This window comes from Litoreibacter sp., assembly GCF_058136045.1.
Window position 1 is genome coordinate 12,378 of sequence record NZ_JBYVDD010000006.1, and the last position, 17,632, is coordinate 30,009.

The 17,632-nt window shown below is 55.5% G+C and carries 21 protein-coding genes and 1 riboswitch; of the genes, 4 read left to right on the forward strand and 17 right to left on the reverse strand.

All coding sequences use genetic code 11. The annotated features are described in order from the left end of the window. The first annotated feature begins 138 nt into the window (after nucleotides 1-138). The gene (locus AC3Y7R_RS08455; RefSeq protein WP_490041598.1) at nucleotides 139-723 is read left to right on the forward strand and encodes a TetR/AcrR family transcriptional regulator; all 585 of its coding nucleotides are present in this window, start codon (nucleotides 139-141) and stop codon (nucleotides 721-723) included. Here AC3Y7R_RS08455 and trpB read toward each other — a convergent pair. The 6 genes from trpB to rpsA all read right to left on the reverse strand — a co-directional run bounded on the left by trpB (nucleotide 716) and on the right by rpsA (nucleotide 5,657). After that, nucleotides 716-1,951 carry a tryptophan synthase subunit beta gene (trpB, locus tag AC3Y7R_RS08460; protein ID WP_490041599.1) on the reverse strand — a complete coding sequence of 412 codons (1,236 nt, stop codon included), beginning with the start codon at nucleotides 1,949-1,951 and terminating at the stop codon, nucleotides 716-718. The genes AC3Y7R_RS08455 and trpB overlap by 8 nt on opposite strands. Nucleotides 1,952-2,037: 86 nt before the next feature. Continuing rightward, nucleotides 2,038-2,322 carry an N-(5'-phosphoribosyl)anthranilate isomerase gene (locus AC3Y7R_RS08465; protein WP_490041600.1) on the reverse strand — a complete coding sequence of 95 codons (285 nt, stop codon included), beginning with the start codon at nucleotides 2,320-2,322 and terminating at the stop codon, nucleotides 2,038-2,040. Between the two features lie 31 nt (nucleotides 2,323-2,353). Further along, nucleotides 2,354-3,001, reverse strand: a complete 648-nt coding sequence (locus AC3Y7R_RS08470) for a phosphoribosylanthranilate isomerase (RefSeq protein ID WP_490041601.1) — start codon at nucleotides 2,999-3,001, stop codon at nucleotides 2,354-2,356. A 9-nt stretch (nucleotides 3,002-3,010) separates the two neighbouring features. Continuing rightward, complete coding sequence (locus AC3Y7R_RS08475) at nucleotides 3,011-3,370, reverse strand: lipopolysaccharide assembly protein LapA domain-containing protein (protein WP_490041602.1); 360 nt, start codon at nucleotides 3,368-3,370, stop codon at nucleotides 3,011-3,013. Nucleotides 3,371-3,376: 6 nt separating this feature from the next. Further along, nucleotides 3,377-3,664: an integration host factor subunit beta gene (gene ihfB, locus AC3Y7R_RS08480; protein WP_089947461.1), complete on the reverse strand. Its 288-nt coding sequence runs from the start codon at nucleotides 3,662-3,664 to the stop codon at nucleotides 3,377-3,379. Nucleotides 3,665-3,977: 313 nt separating this feature from the next. Further along, entirely contained in the window at nucleotides 3,978-5,657 is a 1,680-nt protein-coding gene (gene rpsA / locus AC3Y7R_RS08485; RefSeq protein ID WP_490041603.1) for a 30S ribosomal protein S1, read from the reverse strand. Between the two features lie 344 nt (nucleotides 5,658-6,001). On the opposite strand from rpsA, the gene AC3Y7R_RS08490 reads away from it, so the two are divergent. Both AC3Y7R_RS08490 and AC3Y7R_RS08495 read left to right on the forward strand, forming a co-directional pair. Then, a complete protein-coding gene (locus tag AC3Y7R_RS08490) occupies nucleotides 6,002-6,592 on the forward strand; it encodes a hypothetical protein (protein WP_490041604.1) in 591 nt (196 codons plus the stop codon). Nucleotides 6,593-6,840: 248 nt separating this feature from the next. Then, a complete protein-coding gene (locus AC3Y7R_RS08495) occupies nucleotides 6,841-7,788 on the forward strand; it encodes a potassium channel family protein (RefSeq protein WP_490041605.1) in 948 nt (315 codons plus the stop codon). Nucleotides 7,789-8,071: 283 nt separating this feature from the next. Here the strand turns inward: AC3Y7R_RS08495 and AC3Y7R_RS08500 are convergent, their stop codons facing one another. The 9 genes from AC3Y7R_RS08500 to AC3Y7R_RS08540 all read right to left on the reverse strand — a co-directional run bounded on the left by AC3Y7R_RS08500 (nucleotide 8,072) and on the right by AC3Y7R_RS08540 (nucleotide 14,423). Beyond that, on the reverse strand, nucleotides 8,072-8,692 hold the full coding sequence (locus tag AC3Y7R_RS08500; protein WP_490041606.1) for a (d)CMP kinase: 621 nt from the start codon (nucleotides 8,690-8,692) through the stop codon (nucleotides 8,072-8,074). After that, nucleotides 8,689-9,090 carry a GFA family protein gene (locus AC3Y7R_RS08505; RefSeq protein ID WP_490041607.1) on the reverse strand — a complete coding sequence of 134 codons (402 nt, stop codon included), beginning with the start codon at nucleotides 9,088-9,090 and terminating at the stop codon, nucleotides 8,689-8,691. Before AC3Y7R_RS08505 ends, AC3Y7R_RS08500 begins: the two co-directional genes overlap by 4 nt. Then, nucleotides 9,077-9,442 carry a hypothetical protein gene (locus AC3Y7R_RS08510; RefSeq protein WP_490041608.1) on the reverse strand — a complete coding sequence of 122 codons (366 nt, stop codon included), beginning with the start codon at nucleotides 9,440-9,442 and terminating at the stop codon, nucleotides 9,077-9,079. The genes AC3Y7R_RS08505 and AC3Y7R_RS08510 overlap by 14 nt, the downstream gene beginning before the upstream one ends. Before the next feature lie 124 nt (nucleotides 9,443-9,566). Then, on the reverse strand, nucleotides 9,567-10,148 hold the full coding sequence (locus AC3Y7R_RS08515) for a hypothetical protein (protein WP_490041609.1): 582 nt from the start codon (nucleotides 10,146-10,148) through the stop codon (nucleotides 9,567-9,569). 4 nt (nucleotides 10,149-10,152) lie between these two features. After that, nucleotides 10,153-11,499: a 3-phosphoshikimate 1-carboxyvinyltransferase gene (gene aroA / locus AC3Y7R_RS08520; RefSeq protein ID WP_490041610.1), complete on the reverse strand. Its 1,347-nt coding sequence runs from the start codon at nucleotides 11,497-11,499 to the stop codon at nucleotides 10,153-10,155. A 121-nt stretch (nucleotides 11,500-11,620) separates the two neighbouring features. After that, on the reverse strand, nucleotides 11,621-12,163 hold the full coding sequence (locus AC3Y7R_RS08525) for a hypothetical protein (protein ID WP_490041611.1): 543 nt from the start codon (nucleotides 12,161-12,163) through the stop codon (nucleotides 11,621-11,623). Nucleotides 12,164-12,325: 162 nt separating this feature from the next. Next, complete coding sequence (gene rpiB / locus AC3Y7R_RS08530; protein ID WP_490041612.1) at nucleotides 12,326-12,775, reverse strand: ribose 5-phosphate isomerase B; 450 nt, start codon at nucleotides 12,773-12,775, stop codon at nucleotides 12,326-12,328. Nucleotides 12,776-12,797: 22 nt separating this feature from the next. Continuing rightward, complete coding sequence (trmB, locus tag AC3Y7R_RS08535; protein ID WP_490041613.1) at nucleotides 12,798-13,508, reverse strand: tRNA (guanosine(46)-N7)-methyltransferase TrmB; 711 nt, start codon at nucleotides 13,506-13,508, stop codon at nucleotides 12,798-12,800. A gap of 42 nt (nucleotides 13,509-13,550) precedes the next feature. Beyond that, nucleotides 13,551-14,423, reverse strand: a complete 873-nt coding sequence (locus AC3Y7R_RS08540; protein WP_490041614.1) for a LysR family transcriptional regulator — start codon at nucleotides 14,421-14,423, stop codon at nucleotides 13,551-13,553. Nucleotides 14,424-14,517: 94 nt separating this feature from the next. Here AC3Y7R_RS08540 and AC3Y7R_RS08545 point away from each other — a divergent pair, with 94 nt between their 5' ends. Continuing rightward, nucleotides 14,518-14,799 carry a DUF1330 domain-containing protein gene (locus AC3Y7R_RS08545; protein ID WP_490041615.1) on the forward strand — a complete coding sequence of 94 codons (282 nt, stop codon included), beginning with the start codon at nucleotides 14,518-14,520 and terminating at the stop codon, nucleotides 14,797-14,799. A 67-nt stretch (nucleotides 14,800-14,866) separates the two neighbouring features. On the opposite strand, the gene metK is transcribed toward AC3Y7R_RS08545, so the two are convergent. Next, entirely contained in the window at nucleotides 14,867-16,048 is a 1,182-nt protein-coding gene (gene metK / locus AC3Y7R_RS08550; RefSeq protein WP_490041616.1) for a methionine adenosyltransferase, read from the reverse strand. A gap of 6 nt (nucleotides 16,049-16,054) precedes the next feature. Next, a riboswitch (SAM-SAH riboswitch) is annotated at nucleotides 16,055-16,102 on the reverse strand. A 14-nt stretch (nucleotides 16,103-16,116) separates the two neighbouring features. Continuing rightward, a complete protein-coding gene (gene lnt, locus AC3Y7R_RS08555; RefSeq protein WP_490041617.1) occupies nucleotides 16,117-17,628 on the reverse strand; it encodes an apolipoprotein N-acyltransferase in 1,512 nt (503 codons plus the stop codon). Nucleotides 17,629-17,632 lie beyond the last annotated feature (4 nt).

Consider the following 17,632-nt stretch of genomic DNA (forward strand, 5'->3'; position numbering starts at 1 on the left):
GCAGCATACGTGAGCCGCTTACCTGACAGTTGTTGAGTGATCACTCAAGTAATAGTTTAGTGATCACTCAACAATTGACCAAACAGGCCCGGACACCTATATTAGCGGACCGAAAGGAACCACGGCATGCCCCGCCCCATGAAGCAAACCAGAGAAGCCAGCATTGAAGCTGCCACGAAATTGTTTTGGCAAAACGGGTATCATACGACCTCCCTCAAAGATCTTGAGGGGGCGTTACAGATGCTCCCCGGCAGTATTTACGCCGCGTTCAAATCAAAGGAAGGGTTGTTTTGCGAGGTGCTTGAGGCCTATGCGCAGGGAAACAAGAACATCTTGAAGGAATATCTGGCGAGCAGCGCGGACCCTTTGAAAGGTCTTGCAGAGTTCGTCACGGATTCGATCCAACACCAGGAAGGCCTCAAAGTCTGCCTGCTCCCAAAAACCCTTTTGGAGACCGGTGACGCCGACAAAGATGCCCGCGCCATGGCGCTTCAAATGATGATGGGGATGCAAGACGCGATCACCCGAGCCTTTGAGGCTGCACAAGAGAGTGGGCACATCGAGAAGCAGAAAAAGCCCAGACATTTAGCGCAAAAACTTCAGGCCGATCTTGTGGGGGCGCAACTCATAGGCTCACAGGTTTCTCCGGGGCAGTCGACGGCCCTTTTGACAGAGCTGGTCGACTGGCTCGAAAGCCTGCGAACGAAGGGGCAATCTAGCTAAGCTCGGTCCCCATATCAAAGCCCAAAGCCTTGGCAACAGTGAATATGTCCTTGTCCCCACGACCACACATATTCATGCAAATGATGTGATCTTTCGGCAGGGTCGGTGCAATTTTCATCACATGTGCCAACGCGTGCGATGGCTCTAGCGCGGGAATAATCCCCTCTAATTCACAGCACAGTTGAAACGCTTCCAACGCTTCGACATCGGTGATTGCGACATATTGCGCGCGACCAATCTCATGCAGCCATGAATGCTCTGGACCAATGCCCGGATAGTCCAAACCAGCCGAGATCGAGAACCCCTCAAGGATTTGCCCGTCATCATCTTGCAGCAGATAAGTGCGATTTCCGTGCAGCACGCCGGGACGACCGCCCGTGAGGGATGCACAATGTTCCATCTTGGAATTCACACCCTTACCACCAGCCTCTACGCCGATGATCTCAACGCTTTTGTCGTCAAGGAACGGAAAGAACAGTCCCATCGCATTGGACCCACCGCCGATTGCTGCGATCAAAGTGTCGGGTAAGCGGCCTTCGGCCTCCATCATCTGCTCTTTGGCCTCGGTGCCGATGATCGCTTGAAAGTCACGCACCATGGCTGGATATGGATGTGGGCCTGCAACCGTACCAATACAGTAAAAAGTATCCGCAACGTTGGTCACCCAGTCGCGCATCGCATCATTCATGGCATCTTTAAGCGTCCCGCGTCCCGACGTCACCGCGACCACTTCCGCGCCTAGCAACCGCATGCGGAACACGTTGGGAGCCTGCCGCTCAACATCATGTGCGCCCATATAAACCACACACTTCAGACCAAATTTGGCGCAAACAGTTGCTGTAGCAACACCATGCTGCCCCGCACCGGTTTCCGCAATAATGCGGGTCTTGCCCATGCGCCGAGCAAGGATGATTTGCCCCAACACATTATTAATCTTATGCGCGCCAGTGTGGTTTAACTCGTCGCGCTTCATGTAGACTTTAGCGCCGCCCAAATGCTCGGTTAGACGTTCAGCATGATACAATGGGCTAGGTCGTCCGACATAATGCTTCCACAGAAAATCCATCTCGTCCCAGAAGGATTTATCAGTTTTAGCATATTCATACTGCTCCTCTAACTCAAGGATCAGCGGCATCAATGTCTCAGAGACAAAGCGCCCGCCAAAATCACCGAATCGGCCCTGTTCGTCGGGACCGGACTTGAACGAATTTAAAAGGTTATCAGGCATTTCACAGGCTCCCGTTATACGACTGCCCAGATGTATCTCGACATTTCACCGAGGTAAAGTATCAGAGTTTCTATGAAACTCTGCCTTCAAATCCTTGATGAGGATTTGAAGGCAAAACTCTCTTTGAGAGTTTCTACTGATCCGGCCGTTGCGACCACCGTATCTGCATTGCAAAAGACCACAACCTGACCCGCATTTTCAACCGCAGTAAATCCACGGCGACCTATTCCCAAGTAAAAGAAACGGCGCCCGACTATACGCTCCATATCTCTAACTTTACGCCGAACCACCCCACCATCCAAAGCAGCCTTAGATTTAAATAGATGGCGAAACCACGCCTCAGGCGTCATTGAGAAAACTGTCTGTGTCATAACCACGAACATAGGGCACAAAAGGTAAATACTAAGTTCGAGTAGATGCGACCTCATCAATAAACTTCGCAATCAAGCCCGCACTTTTGACCCCTTTAACCCTCTCAACGCCAGAGGACACATCCACTTGGCACGCCCCTGTCATGCGGATTGCTTCAACAACATTCTCATGTGTCAGGCCTCCCGCCAGCATCCACGGCACAGTCCACCGGCGTCCGGCAATCAGACGCCAATCAAAGGCAAGCCCGTTACCACCCGGCAAAGCAGCCCCCTTCGGAGGTTTCGCGTCCACAAGTATCTGATCCGCAACCCGAGCGAAGTCCGCTACCGCAGCAAGGTCCCCCTCATCCGCCACACCAACAGCCTTCATCACCGGAAGGCCAAACCGCTCTCGCACCTGCGCCACACGCTCTGGGCTCTCGTGACCATGCAACTGCAACATATCCAGCGGAACTTGATCAACCAGCGCGTCCAACATCGCATCATCTGCATCCACCGTCAGCGCCACCTTGGCTATACCAACCGGAACCTCCAAGGCCAAGCGACGCGCATCTTCTACACTCAGGTGGCGGGGGGATTTTTCATACAGCACAAACCCCACATAAGCGGCACCCGCCGCAACACATGCTGCCACATCTTCTACTCGGCCAAGGCCGCAAATTTTAACTCTAGCTGTCATCTATTTAACTTAGCGCGCAAGCACACTGTCGTCGAGCAAGGCCAGAACTTCATCCTTGCCTTCATTCGACTTACGCTTAAGGCCTTTGACCTCGCGCTCCAGTCGCTCTTTCTCACGCTTTTGCAACCGCCCATCGACACGAAGCTTATGCTCGCGGAACCATTCCCAAACGAACCCGATCAGCAGTCCAACAATAATCCCGCCAAAAATCACAATAAAGAGCGGCAATTCATAGGACAACGGCTGCCCCAGATAGGCTGCTATCTCCTCGGGCAAAAGCTTTACAGTCACCATGCCCCGATTGGCCAGTGCCACCAATATCAAGAACAAGCCGATAACGGCCAAAAACAAGTAGCGAATGTAGCGCATTTCAGATCAGCTTTCGTTTCCGTTAAGCCGATCACGTAGCAGCTTGCCGGTCTTAAAGAAAGGCACATGCTTTTCTTCCACATGAACACTTTCACCGGTGCGTGGATTGCGGCCCGTGCGCGCATCGCGCTTCTTGACCGAAAACGCGCCAAAGCCGCGAAGCTCCACACGGTTTCCCGATGCCACCGCGTCAACAACTTCTTCAAAGATGGTGTTCACAATGCGCTCAACGTCGCGCTGATACAGGTGCGGATTTTCGTCGGCGATCTTCTGGATCAACTCGGAGCGTATCATCAAATATCCTCCCCAGGACTTTGTTCCATCGCGGATAGCGGCCGCGTCTAATCGAGTATAGGACGAATAATTCAACTGCGGAAGGCATTTAGAGTGCGGCATTCCCCTGACAGACGGGGAAAAGGGTGTGAAAAAAACCCGATTGGCAGGCTCTTGACCCGATCAGGCCGTAAAATCCAAATATCGCAGGCTTTCGTCACAAGTCCCAATAATGCGATTCGCCCCCGAATCGCAGCGTCCAGACATCAGCCACAAACGAAAACGGCCCCGCCATTTCTGGCGAGGCCGCATTCAAATTTTTACCTCGAAGCGATTACTCGTCGTCAGACTTCAGCGCCGCGCCCAAGATGTCACCCAAAGATGCACCCGAGTCCGAGGAGCCATACTGCTCCACGGCTTCTTTCTCTTCCGCGATCTCACGTGCTTTGATGGACAGACCCAAACGGCGGGTCTTGGCGTCCACATTGGTCACGCGCACATCAAGGCTGTCACCAACGCCGAAGCGCTCTGGGCGCTGCTCGGCACGGTCACGTGACAGATCGGAGCGGCGGATGAAGGATTTAGCACCCTCATATTCCACTTCGATGCCGCCCTCTTCGATTGAGGTGACTTTGACAGTGATGATCGAGCCGCGCTTGATGCCGTCAACTGCAGTGTCGAACGAGCCGTCCATTGCTTTGATCGACAACGAGATACGCTCTTTCTCAACGTCAACTTCGGTGACAACGGCTTTAACCACATCGCCTTTGCGGAAGTCGCCAAGTGCGTCTTCGCCACGGCCTTCCCATGTGATGTCGGACAGGTGAACCATGCCGTCGATATCGTTCTCGAGGCCAACAAACAGACCGAATTCGGTGATGTTTTTGACTTCGCCTTCGATCTCTTTGCCGACAGGGTTGTTCTCTGCGAACACTTCCCATGGGTTGCGCTGTGTCTGCTTGAGACCCAGGGAAACCCGACGCTTGGAGCTGTCGATTTCCAGAACCATAACTTCGACTTCTTGAGACGTCGACACGATTTTACCCGGGTGTACGTTCTTCTTAGTCCAAGACATCTCGGAGACGTGAACAAGACCTTCAACGCCCGGTTCCAGCTCAACGAATGCGCCGTAATCGGTGATGTTGGTAACGCGGCCCGTGTGGGTCGTGTTAAGGTCGTATTTCGCAGCAACTTCGCCCCATGGATCGTCCTGCAGCTGTTTCATGCCGAGGGAGATACGGTGGGTCTCTTTGTTGATTTTGATAACCTGTACTTTGACAGTCTCGCCAATGTTCAAGATTTCGCGTGGGTCGTTGACGCGGCGCCATGCCATGTCGGTGACGTGCAGCAGGCCGTCTACGCCGCCAAGATCGACAAATGCGCCGTACTCGGTGATGTTTTTGACAACGCCGTCAACCGCTTGGCCTTCAGTAAGGTTGCCGATGACTTCTGCACGCTGTTCCGCACGAGATTCTTCCAAGATTGCGCGACGCGATACAACGATGTTGCCACGACGACGGTCCATTTTCAGGATTTGGAATGGCTGCTTGAGACCCATCAATGGGCCAGCGTCACGCACTGGGCGCACGTCAACTTGGCTGCCCGGAAGGAACGCAACTGCGCCGCCCAGATCAACCGTGAAGCCACCTTTAACGCGACCAAAGATTGCGCCTTCGACGCGCTCTTCATCAGCGTAGGCTTTCTCCAGACGGTCCCAAGCTTCCTCGCGGCGCGCTTTATCGCGGCTGATGGATGCTTCGCCGCGGGCGTTTTCTACGCGGTCGAGGTAAACCTCAACTTCGTCGCCAACTTCGATTTTTGGGGCTTCGCCAGGTTCAGCAAATTCTTTAAGTTCAACGCGGCCTTCCATTTTGTAGCCGATATCGATGATGGCTTGACCAGCTTCGATTGCGATGACTTTACCTTTGACAACCGAACCCTCGTCCGGTGTGTCCATTTCGAAGCTTTCGTTCAAGAGGGCTTCGAATTCCTCCATAGTTGCAGTTGTAGCCATGTGGCGTGGGTGTCCTAATCTAAATGTTTATGCGGGCCGAGCGGTTGTCTCCGCCGGTCTTTGGGTTTCATGTTGGTCGTCAGGGCTTTTCAAAACAAAGAGGGCCGGAAAACCGACCCTGCTTGCCTTGAGACTGTTCTCGCCCCTTAGACAGTCGCGCGTATAGCGTGGGTTGGGGGCAAGAGCAAGCAACTAAGGCATCGTGCGTTGCCTGTCCATTTTCTACCACATCTATTTGAGCGTATTGGCGGCCATGTGGGGTGAACAAAATTCATTCACGGACTGAACATACTGAAGCCATAGTATTTTTATCTTATACCACCGTACAATTTGAGGTGCCTAAGATGCGATTAAGAATACTATTTGCTACCATAACGGCCCTTGCTTACGGGCCGCAGGCATCGGCTTCACCCAATGATGAGGTCAAGTATATTATAAACCACTTCCTGACTGACGAGACGCTTGAACGCGCACGAAGTTCAATCGCCCTCGCCTATGTGAGCCTCTATGCAGACTTATTGAATGAAAAATCCATCAAAGTGGTGGACCGCGAACGATTTTCCGAAATGCTGCCCACTTCACTTACTGATAGTCAGCTCCAGTTGCTTCGATCGCGGGCTGAGGAGCGCTGTCTAGAGAAATTTTCAGCGGACGAGCTTAGTGAAGTGGTACAAAGCATACGTCAAAACCCAGACGGGTTGCACCCTCCGATTGAAGACCTGGGCAACATCCGAGTAACAGCCGAAATGGCTGTGATAGTTTGCTATATGTTCAAATTGAGTAACCTGAGAGTTAGTTTAATAAGGAGTGACGAGCGCCCTCCCACGGCGTACCTCATCGATGTATTGGAAGCTGATGGCATCGTCTTTTTCCCAAACCGTATCGTGCGGCAAACTGTTATTTCAGAGTTTAGAAAACCAAATAAGAATAAGTAGTATGTAACTTAATTACCCCCAATATGTTCACCCTTGAGGCTCTGCTGTGTCGTTCAAATTCGGTGTCACACATATCTCACAATCCCGCTCAGCACCGACCAAAGATTAACGCCCTCGCCTTATATATTTTCTTTAACCAAACTCGGCGGCCTCTACGCGACGCATTCGATCTGTAACCAACGCCCCTCCCAATTCGCCCTTGCAGCGCGACCAATGTCGGCTGAATATACGTCAAACAGGGGCACGCCGTGAGCCAAGTTCGTCAGACCGTATATAAAATGCTCGACCCGGATGAAAAATCCGACTGGATGAGCCGCTATCTGGATTTGTTCCTGATCGCGCTGATTGCAATCAACGTCGCCGCCGTCATTTTGGAAACTGTCGAAAGCATCGAGGCCCGCTTCGCCGCAAGTTTTTGGGTGATCGAGGTCATCTCGGTTGCCGCGTTTAGTGTCGAGTATTTCGTTCGGGTCTGGGTCAGCGTCGAGGATCCCAAATTCAAAGACCGTCCCAACCCGCGCCTCAGCTATATGCTCTCGCCACTCGCCTTGATCGACCTGTTGGCAATCCTGCCGTTCTACCTTGGCTTCTTCCTCAAGATTGACCTGCGCTTCCTGCGCGTCCTTCGATTGCTGCGCATCCTCAAACTCACCCGCTACTCCTCCGCCATGTCGATGCTGCTAGAGGTCTTACGCGAAGAGGCGAACTCCTTTTTCGCGGGTTTTTTCATTCTGATCGTCTTGCTGGTGCTCGCCTCTAGCGGCGCCTATCTGGCCGAGCATGAAATGCAGCCCGACAAATTCGGCTCCATCCCTGCGGCGATGTGGTGGGCGATGGCGACTTTGACCACCGTGGGCTATGGCGATGTGGTCCCCATAACCCCGATCGGGCAGCTTTTTGGCGCACTTGTCGCCGTTGTCGGTATCGGCATGGCCGCGCTGCCTGCGGGTATTTTGGCCAGCGGCATGGCGGATCGTTTGCGCCGCACCCGAGAGGAGTTGGCGGAAAAGCTACGTGCAGCACTCGCCGATGGTGTGATCGACGCCGATGAAGAGCACGAGATCGAAGAGCTGCGCCGCGAGTTGGGGTTGGGCAAGCGCATTGCCGACGAAATCAGGATCGAGGCCCAAAAGGCCCGCACCTCTGACGCCCTGAATTATTGCCCGAATTGTGGCGAAGACCTACACAAGCACTAGCGCGAAACCCGAGAGCCACAGCTTCACGCGATTACCCCCAAGCACCGTACGGGCGCACTACCAAACCTTAACGCGCGCGCCTTATACCCCGTCCTTGGTTAACCACCGTTGGGCAATGCGCGTGATATGCAACGCCTAACACATTCGATCTGTGGTCACAGGTCCCGCGCAAGGGACTTCCCGCGACTGCCGGCATATTAGGGGGCGATAAACCCCGAAGGGATACGGGCTAACATCCCGTAAAAACGACCGCAGCCCGACACGGGTGGCCGCCTACCTACTCTCAGTCCGAGACATCTTTTAGCCGCACCCGGATCTCTCGGGTCGCGGCCGCAACGGCATCGTCGATACTCATCTCGGATGTATCAATCACCACCGCATCCGCCGCCGCCGCCAAGGGCGCTGCTTCGCGATCTCGGTCGCGTGCATCACGCTCAGTAAGGTCGCGCAAAACTCCGTCACGGGTCACATCTTGGCCCTTGCCCGACAGTTCCAGATAGCGCCGCTCGGAGCGCACGGCATCTGACGCGGTGACAAACAGTTTTACCTGCGCATCGGGGCAAATGACCGTGCCGATATCGCGCCCGTCCAAAACAGCACCGCCATCACGGCGCGCAAAATCACGCTGGAACTGAACCAGCGCCGCGCGCACCTCCACGATTGCGGCGACTTTGCTGGCGGCTTGCGCGACGCGCGTGGTACGCAAATCATCACGTGCCATATCTTCCGGGGTCAATGATTTGGCCGCTTGAACCGGCTCTTCGCCATCCAACACCCGCGCGCCTGTAGCGCGGTACAAAAGCCCAGTATCAAGATACGCAAAGCCAAACTCCGCCGCCACTTGTTTTGAAAGCGTGCCCTTGCCCGCCGCAGCAGGGCCATCAATTGCAACTGTAAATTTCATGGCACCTGTGTCGTCAATTTCGGGTCACTGGCATCTGCGCAAAGCAGCCCGTCAGCAATCTCATAGTAATCACCCTTGTCGGCACAAAAGATGTGGCCCGCAAGCTTTAACCCAGTGTCGCCGTCAAACGTGCCTGCGAAAATTGACAGGTTTGCCCCCGGCCCATCCCAAAACATTTGCGAGCCACATATGCCGCAAAATCCACGCCTTGCAGTGTCGGAGGACTTATACCACGCCACATCCCCATTCACGGTAATGTCACCGCGCGCACAAGACGTTGCCGCCACAAAATGCCCGCTGGTTTTGCGGCATTGTTGGCAGTGACACGCAACAACAGGGCGCAACGGGCCATTAACGCTATAGCTAATTTGGCCGCATAAGCAGCTACCGTTTTGCATTTGAGCTCCTCCATTGGAAAAACAAACTAACCGCCGCGATGATCAATGCGCCAAACTTTATCCGCGTCATTAAGGCAATCATTTCAAACGGTGCAAAACCATCCATATGAAAGGCTGGCTTCATGACAATTCCCACCGCTCTGTTTTCGGAAAAGTCAGCAATGGCGTAAAGGATGACAGCCCCGATAGTAAGCCAAAACAACCTCCCGCCCAGCGTTGAGGCAAGGCGATATAGAACGACACAAAACGCGATAATAAAGGTCGTATCTACGGGCCTTAGCACATTGAAATAAAAGTCTCTGGCGGGTGTGGTTAAATCAGAAATATAGGCGGCGGCGATGTCGTTGGACATGCCCAGTGGCCGCATGTCAAAACCTAAAACACCCCCCGTGAGGGAGGGCATTTTTATATAAGACATATAGGCCAAAAGAGCATAGATCGCAGCCACCAAAATGGCCGCAACCCAGAGGCGTATTTTAGGAACCGTAGGCAATTGGATCGCTCATTGCGACGCTTTCGCCTGCTTTGATCCGCTCCGCCAGCGCGCTTGGCTTGGCGTTGAAATCATAGGCATCATCGGCGTGCAACGTGGCATCCATCAGCCCCTCAACCGAGTTAATTGTAGCGCCCCCGGTTTCTGCATCACTCAGGATAATACGCAAACCTTGGATCGCATTGTCAGCTTTCACGGCCACCAATGCCACTTCCCCGCCGCCGCTTTTGACGGCCAAATCAACCATCGCCATTGTGCACCCTGTTGCAGGCAATGCGGCGGGCAATTCACCGGGGTAAGGATCACCCGCGATCAAGCGTCCGGGCTGCATATCCATGGCTTTGACAGGGCCAAGATTGATCGGAGCATCGAAATCTTCTTCCTCGAAATCATCAAGCAACGCCGCGCGCCGCATCAACAAAAGCTTGGTGCCATCTTGATCGAACGCCATCATTAGCGTGGCCAAAAATTGAGCTATATTTTCTGAATGACCCACGAAAATCCGCGAGTTGGCTTCCAGATCAGCCTCACCACCAACAACAACACTGGCAAAATATTTTTGCATCCAATCAATCCCTTGTAATAGTCGCGCCCAAATCGCGCATCAAATTCTCAAAAATTGGGAAGGACGTCGCGATTGCCCCCCCATCGTCAATATGCACTGGCTCTTGCGTTGCCATCCCCAAAACCATGAAGGACATTGCAATGCGGTGATCTAGATAAGTGGCACACGTGCCGCCGCCCTTTACGCCGCGCGGGCCAAGCCCGTGCACGATCAGCGTATCCTCGTCTTCCTCGACTGTCACCCCGCAAGCTTCCAGGCCGCGCGCCATGGCATCAATGCGGTCGCTTTCTTTCACGCGCAGCTCTTTCACTCCGCGCATAATCGTCTTGCCATTGGCAAAGGCCGCGACCACGGACAGCACCGGGAATTCGTCAATCATCGAGGCGGCGCGCTCGGGCGGCACTTCGATACCTTGCATGTTGTCAGAGAACTTTGCGCGCAGATCGGCCACAGGCTCGCCGCCTTCCTCGCGCAGGTTCTCGTATGCCAGCTCCGCGCCCATTTCTTTAAGCGTGGTAAACAGCCCGGCACGCGTTGGGTTCAACCCAATGCCCGGCACCAACACATCAGATCCGGGCACAATCAGCCCCGCACAGACCGGAAACGCCGCCGAGGACGGATCGCGCGGCACCGTGATATCTAGTGGTTTCAATTCGGGCTGGCCAACCAGCGTGATAACACGGCCCTCACCAGTCTCGACAGTGCTGATCTGCGCGCCAAAGCCCGCCAACATCCGCTCGGTGTGGTCGCGGGTTGCTTCTTTCTCGATCACCACAGTCTCGCCCGGTGTATTTAGGCCTGCCAACAGCACAGCAGACTTCACCTGCGCCGAGGGCATCGGCACCCAATAGCGCACAGGAACCGGCGCATCCGCGCCAACAACCGTCATCGGTAAACGCCCACCTTTGCGGCCATAACTTTGCGTCCCAAACAGTGCCAAAGGATCGGTTATCCGCCCCATGGGACGCCCGTTCAAGGACGCGTCGCCAGTAAAGGTCGCGCAGATTGGCGTGGTCGCCATCGCGCCCATAATCAACCGAACACCGGTGCCAGAATTGCCGCAATCAATCACATGATCTGGCTCGGCAAAGCCGCCAACGCCAACACCATGCACCGACCAGTTTCCGCCGCCATGATTGGTAACGGTCGCGCCAAACGCTTGCATCGCGCGGCCCGTATCCAGCACGTCTTGGCCTTCCAGCAGCCCAGTAATCCGGGTTTCACCAACGGCCATCGCCCCCAAAATCAACGAGCGGTGAGAGATAGATTTATCCCCCGGCACATTGGCCTCACCAGAAAGAGCACCATTGGCGCGCGAAGTCATTGGAATAGGGTCACCGTGGCCGGACATGGGGCAATTCTTTCTGGTCAATCAAAAGCCCTAACGTGATAGCCCAGTGGTGCGCGAGGGTCCATCGGCGTTTGTGTTGGGCGATTTGGGGTACGTGTTGATCAATTCAGCAGGATACCTCTTAAATTTGGCCATCCAAAAAGCCCGCTATGTTGCCATCCGCTCCAAAGCAAACAGGGAGAAATCGTCTACTTCCGAATTTGCCCGTTTGTAGCTCATCTGGGAGAGCCGTGTTTTCAATGTATTCCCAAGGGTACTTTTTGTATGGTCCTGTCTTTGGCTGTTTAGCGATACCAGAACCGAATAAATCAACATGATTTAGGCAGACCGACTTTTGACCTATGTGCAATGAAATCTCGGCCGGAAAACTCACATCGTAAATTGGATAGGCAGTCTGAAAGTTCGTTTGATACTTTACTCTACAAGGTGATCCTTGCTGGCGGGGCAATTGCCAAACCTCGATAGCAATGTCGGCTAGAACTTTTACAACGAGGTCTCTCTTCAGTCCCGGCCCAAGCTCTGCAATGCGTTCTTCTACTATTCGGTCGTAGCCGCTTAATTTACAGCTTGTGTTTTCTGGTGATAGATTGACATGTTCTGTCGTGTGAAAAGCGCACCCGACCAATACAGACATGGCCACAGTAAAGGCGTACATCTGCTTCATCTCTTAGCCCCACAAATTTGAAAATACTACTAGCCGAAACAAGGGAGCCTTCTAAGCGCCGACCCCATCAACTGCATTCACATTGGACTCAACTCTGTCATTCGATGCGTCGAAAATCAATCGAGGCGTTAGCAGAGGCCACCAACATGGATCACCGCAACCCTACCCCTCCAGCGCCTCTATCATTGCCACGCGCGTGGCGTGTCTGCCGCCCTCAAAAGTGGCATTCACGAAGGCCTCCACGATATCAAGCGCTAATCCTTCACCGATTACCCGCGCACCGATAGACAACATATTGGCGTTATTGTGCTGCCGGATCATCCGCGCGGAAAACGCGTCCGAGCAGACACCGCAACGGATGCCTTTCACCTTGTTGGCGGCCATCATGATGCCCTGCCCTGTGCCGCAAACGATGATCCCCAACGCGCAATCGCCCGAGGCTACACGCTGTGCCGCGGCTTGCCCGTGCTTGGGGTAATGTGTGCTCTCGGACGTCATCGGGCCAATGTCTTCGACCTCCCAACCAAGGGTGGCGACATGCGCGGCGAGGGTCTGGCGCAGGCCAATATCAGCGTGGTCACTAGAGAAAACGATGCGTTTATTTGATGTCATGGTGAACTGATCCCGTTGATAATTAATCGCGAATGTAAGTCAGGTAATGCGGCGTGCGGCCTTCGCGCAGCGCCTTTTGCTCGTAGCGTGTTGAGAACCAGTCATCCCATGCTTTGCTCAAATCCGCAGGGTTCTCAGACAGGGTAAAGCCTGCGCGCGGCACCTCGGCCAGCGTCTGGCGCACGTAGTCCACAATATCCGTCGCAACACGAAATTCATGGCCCGATTTCAGCTTGGCGGCCAGCGGGTCTAGGTGTTCGGGTGTCACAAAACGGCGACGGTGGTGGCGCAACTTTGGCCACGGGTCGGGATAGAGCAGGAACATCTTATCTAGGCTATCATCGGGCAGCACATCCAGCAGATCGCGCGCATCGCCCGGATGGATCAAAATATTGCTCACACCTTCGCGGCGAATTTTCCCCAGCAGTGATACAACACCGTTGATGTAGATTTCGCAGCCGATAATCAGCACATCGGGGTTGGCCTGCGCTTGGTGGAGGATATGCTCGCCCGAGCCAAAGCCCACTTCCAGCCACACTGGCTTATCACCACGGATAGCGTCGATATCCAACATGGCGCGCGTGGGGTTGTCTTCGCGACTGATGTTTTCCAAGCTGCACTTGGGCAGCACCTCTTTGAGGTCCTGCTCTTGGCGGGCATTCAGGCCTTGGCCTTTGAGGCGGCCATAAAAGTTGCGCCACGGCGTTGTGGGCTCTGTGTCTGATGTGTTCATGGGCGGCGGTGTAGCGGGGGACGCGCGCAGGCGCAACATTTCCTATGCCACGAACAGCGCCTTATGCGCCTTGCAATGCGCCACCAGCACGTCGCGGAAAGCCACTAACTTGGCCGAGGGCCAGACATCGCGGTGCCCCACCACCCAAATCTCGGGGTAGGGTTGGGGGCGCAGGACCGGCACCTGTTCCAGCCCCGCCGTTGTCCGCCCCAAGAACATCGGTAAGCGGATCACACCCAGCCCTGCTTGCGCGGCACCAAGCATCGCGACCATATCATCAAAACGAAACCGCACGCGGTTGTTGGGATAGCTGGGGTGCACGGCTTTGGGCACATTTCGGTACTGTTCATAAACGATCCAGTCGATCGTCGCCTGCGGGTCATTGGCAATGCTGGCCGCCCATTCTGCGCTGGCAAAACTTGCGCTATCCTGGCGCAGAAGGCGAAGCCCGGTCAACGTGTCACCCGGATCACGGCTGATGCGAATAGCAAGATCGGCCTCGCGGCGCGACAGGTCCAGCACCTCATTTGTGGCCAACACGCGCAGTTCCACGTCCGGATGGGCCTTGGTGAATGCATCCAGAACCGGCGTCAGGAAGGAGGCGATGAGCAGTTGCGATGCGGTGATTGTCAGCGTACCGGATAGCCCCGCCTCGGCCCCTTTGAGCTGGCGGAGCAATGCGTGCTCGGAATGCTCCATCTGCTGCGCATGTTTGGCGATCAGGCGGGCGGCATCGGTGGGGTGATAGCCGTCGGGCAGACGCTCAAACAGGGGATATCCCAGCAGTTTTTCTACGCGCGAAATGCGCCGTGCCACAGTGGTATAATTCACCCCCAAAGCATCGCCCGTCGCGGCCAGCGAGCTGTGACGCACCAGCGCCATCACCGTGCGGAGGTCATCCCAACCAATATCCATCCATGCGTTTTTGCATGCAATAGGTGCATTTGCACGCGTTTTCGCCAGAGATGCCGAGGGCTAGCTGTGACCCATCGCAAATCAGGAGAACAAAATGATCTACGCATTCGCAAGCCTTCACGTCACCAACCCCGACAACATGGCCAAGTACCGCGAGGTCGCAGGGGCCGCGTTGGCGCGCCATGGTGGCAAGGTCGAGGCCGCATCGGGAGATGTGTCCGCACTTGACGGCGCGCCGCAATTGCCCGGCGTCGCGGCCCTGCTCAGCTTCCCCGACAAAACCGCCGCAGTGGCATGGATCAATGATCCGGACTTGGTTGAGGTACATGCATTGCGCCGTAATGCGGGCACCTCGGACATCATACTTTTGGGCTAGTGCTTGGCGCTCAAAACAGCAAAGGGCGCGCCAGTGGCACGCCCTTTGCTCGAAACATTACACCGGTTTAGATTGAGCGTTTCAGCTTCTCGATCAAATCGGTTTTCTCCCAAGAGAAGCCACCATCGGCCTCGGGGGCGCGACCAAAGTGGCCGTAGGCGGCGGTGCGTGCATAGATCGGGCGGTTCATGCCCAGATGCTCGCGGATGCCGCGCGGCGTCAGGTCCACTAGGTTCGCGACGGCGGCCTCGATCTTGGCGTCCGGTGCCTCGCCGGTGCCGTGGGTATCGCAATAGATCGACAGCGGTTTTGCCACGCCGATTGCATAGCTAAGCTGGATCGTGCAACGTCGTGCCAAGCCGGACGCCACCACGTTTTTCGCCAAATAGCGCGAAGCATAAGCCGCCGAGCGGTCCACTTTGGTTGGGTCTTTGCCCGAGAATGCGCCGCCACCATGCGGGGCCGCACCACCGTAAGTATCAACGATAATTTTGCGCCCGGTCAGGCCCGCATCGCCATCGGGGCCGCCGATGACAAACTTGCCCGTGGGGTTCACCCACCATTGCGTATCGCCCGTTACCCAGCCTTCGGGCAGGACTTCTAGGATGTAGGGCTCGACCACCGCGCGCACGTCAGCGGAGGTCATGTTCTCGTCGAGATGCTGTGTCGAGAGCACGATGGAGGACACGCCGACAGGCTTGCCATCGGCATAGCGCACGGTCAGTTGCGACTTGGCATCAGGGCCAAGCGTCGGCTCGGTGCCATTTTTGCGCACCTCGGCCAAACGACGCAGGACAGCGTGGGCATAGTGGATCGGAGCGGGCATCAATTCAGGCGTTTCGTCTACCGCATAGCCGAACATGATGCCTTGGTCGCCCGCGCCCTCGTCTTTGCCATTGGCCGCGTCGACGCCCTGCGCGATATGCGCGGACTGCTCGTGCAGCAGATTGGTGACTTCGACGGTCTTCCAGTGGAATTTATCTTGCTCATAACCGATGTCGCGAATGCAATTGCGGGTGATGCCATCGATACGGTCCATATACTCATGCAACTTGTCTTGGTCAGACAGGCCGACCTCGCCGCCAATCACCACGCGGTTCGTGGTGGCAAAGGTTTCAGCCGCAACGCGCGCCTCGGGCTCTTCAGCCAAGAAAGCGTCCAAAACTGCGTCAGAGATACGATCGCAAACCTTGTCGGGGTGCCCCTCTGAGACAGATTCAGAGGTGAACATGTAATTATTTCGTGCCATGAGAAGTGCTCCAATTTATTGCCCCGCCACGTCAGGAAGCCGTTGTGGCGATCAATGCTTAACTTGCCCTATCTTCGTGGGGCGTCGGGGTCAATGGGCACGCGGCGCCGCGCGATGATCCGCCATGTAAGCAACGCGATCAAAAGCGCGCGCATCGGCCAATCCCCAAGCTTGCTATACAGCGTGGTTTGGGTTGGTGCAGGCAAGTTCACGTCAAGAAATATGGCCTCGTTCATTTTGGTTTTTGCAGTAATCCGCCCCCAAGGATCAATCGCCGCCGACACGCCGGTGTTGGCCGCGCGTATCATCGGCAAGCCCTGCTCCACCGCGCGAATTCGGGCCTGCGCCAAATGTTGATAGGGGCCGGATATGGCCCCAAACCACGCATCATTGGTGATCTGTAATAACAACTTAGGGCGTGGCAATCCGCGCAGGTTTCGCGGGAAAATCAGCTCGTAACAGATCAGCGGCAAGGCCGGACCAATGCCCGGCAACTCTATGATTTGCGGCCCCGCCCCCGGTGCGAAACCGCCGCCATCTCGTGATGCCAAGCCGTGGATGCCCAATTTGGCCAGCGCCTCACCGAAGGGAATGTATTCGCCAAAAGGCACGAGGTGATGTTTGTAGTATGTGCTCAGTCGGCTGCCATCGGGTGCCAGCAACAACATGGTATTGCGCCAGCCATCCAGCACGCGGTCGTTGCCCCCCACGATCACGGGCACACCCCCTGCCGCATGTGCAATCGCGGCCAAGGTATTTGGCGCGGAATCAAGCGGATAAGCCACCGAGGTTTCCGGCCAAACGACCAAATCCAGATTGGCCTGCGATGGCTCTGATGTCAGATCAATTGCGCGCTGCAAAAAGCCTTCAACATAGGCGGGGTCCCACTTCAAATGCTGCGCAGCATTTGGTTGTACCAGCCGTATCATTTTACCGGTGTATTGCGTGTCATGGGTGGCCAAAACCTGCACCCCATAGCCCCAACTTACTGCAAGTATTATGACCGACATAGCCATTCCAGCAAGGGGTTTCCGGAAATTAGGGCCCGCAGAAATCAACAGCGTTAGCACGGTCAACATCGGCACCCCGCCCAACGAGGCCAGCTGCATAACGGGGTGGTTTGCCCAGATGTGGCCAACCGTTGCCCATGGAAAACCAGTGAATAAAACGCTGCGCAGCATTTCCATAACAGTCCACAAGATAACCAGTGCAAAAACGCCGCCGACCCGGTGCGCGACGCCAAAAGCAGTGGCCCACAACAAGGCCAATCCACCCGCCATAAAAGAAAGCGCAAAGGGCGCCATCCACCCGTGGCGCGCGACGTCAACTAGGAACGGCTCCACCAGCCAAGATAACGCCAGTGCAAAATATCCAGCCCCACCTGCCCAGCCGATCCACGCGGCCTTTGGTGCGCTAGACGCTTGCCCATAAAGCCAGATCAGCCCGCCAAATCCCAGTAGCGCAACAGGCCAAAGCGACCATGGTGCCTGCCCCAGCGCGCCAAGCACACCCAGCCCCGCAGCCAGCGCCATATGCGGCCAGCTTGGCCGTGCAACGGGCCGAAATGCGCGCCGAAGCACCGGG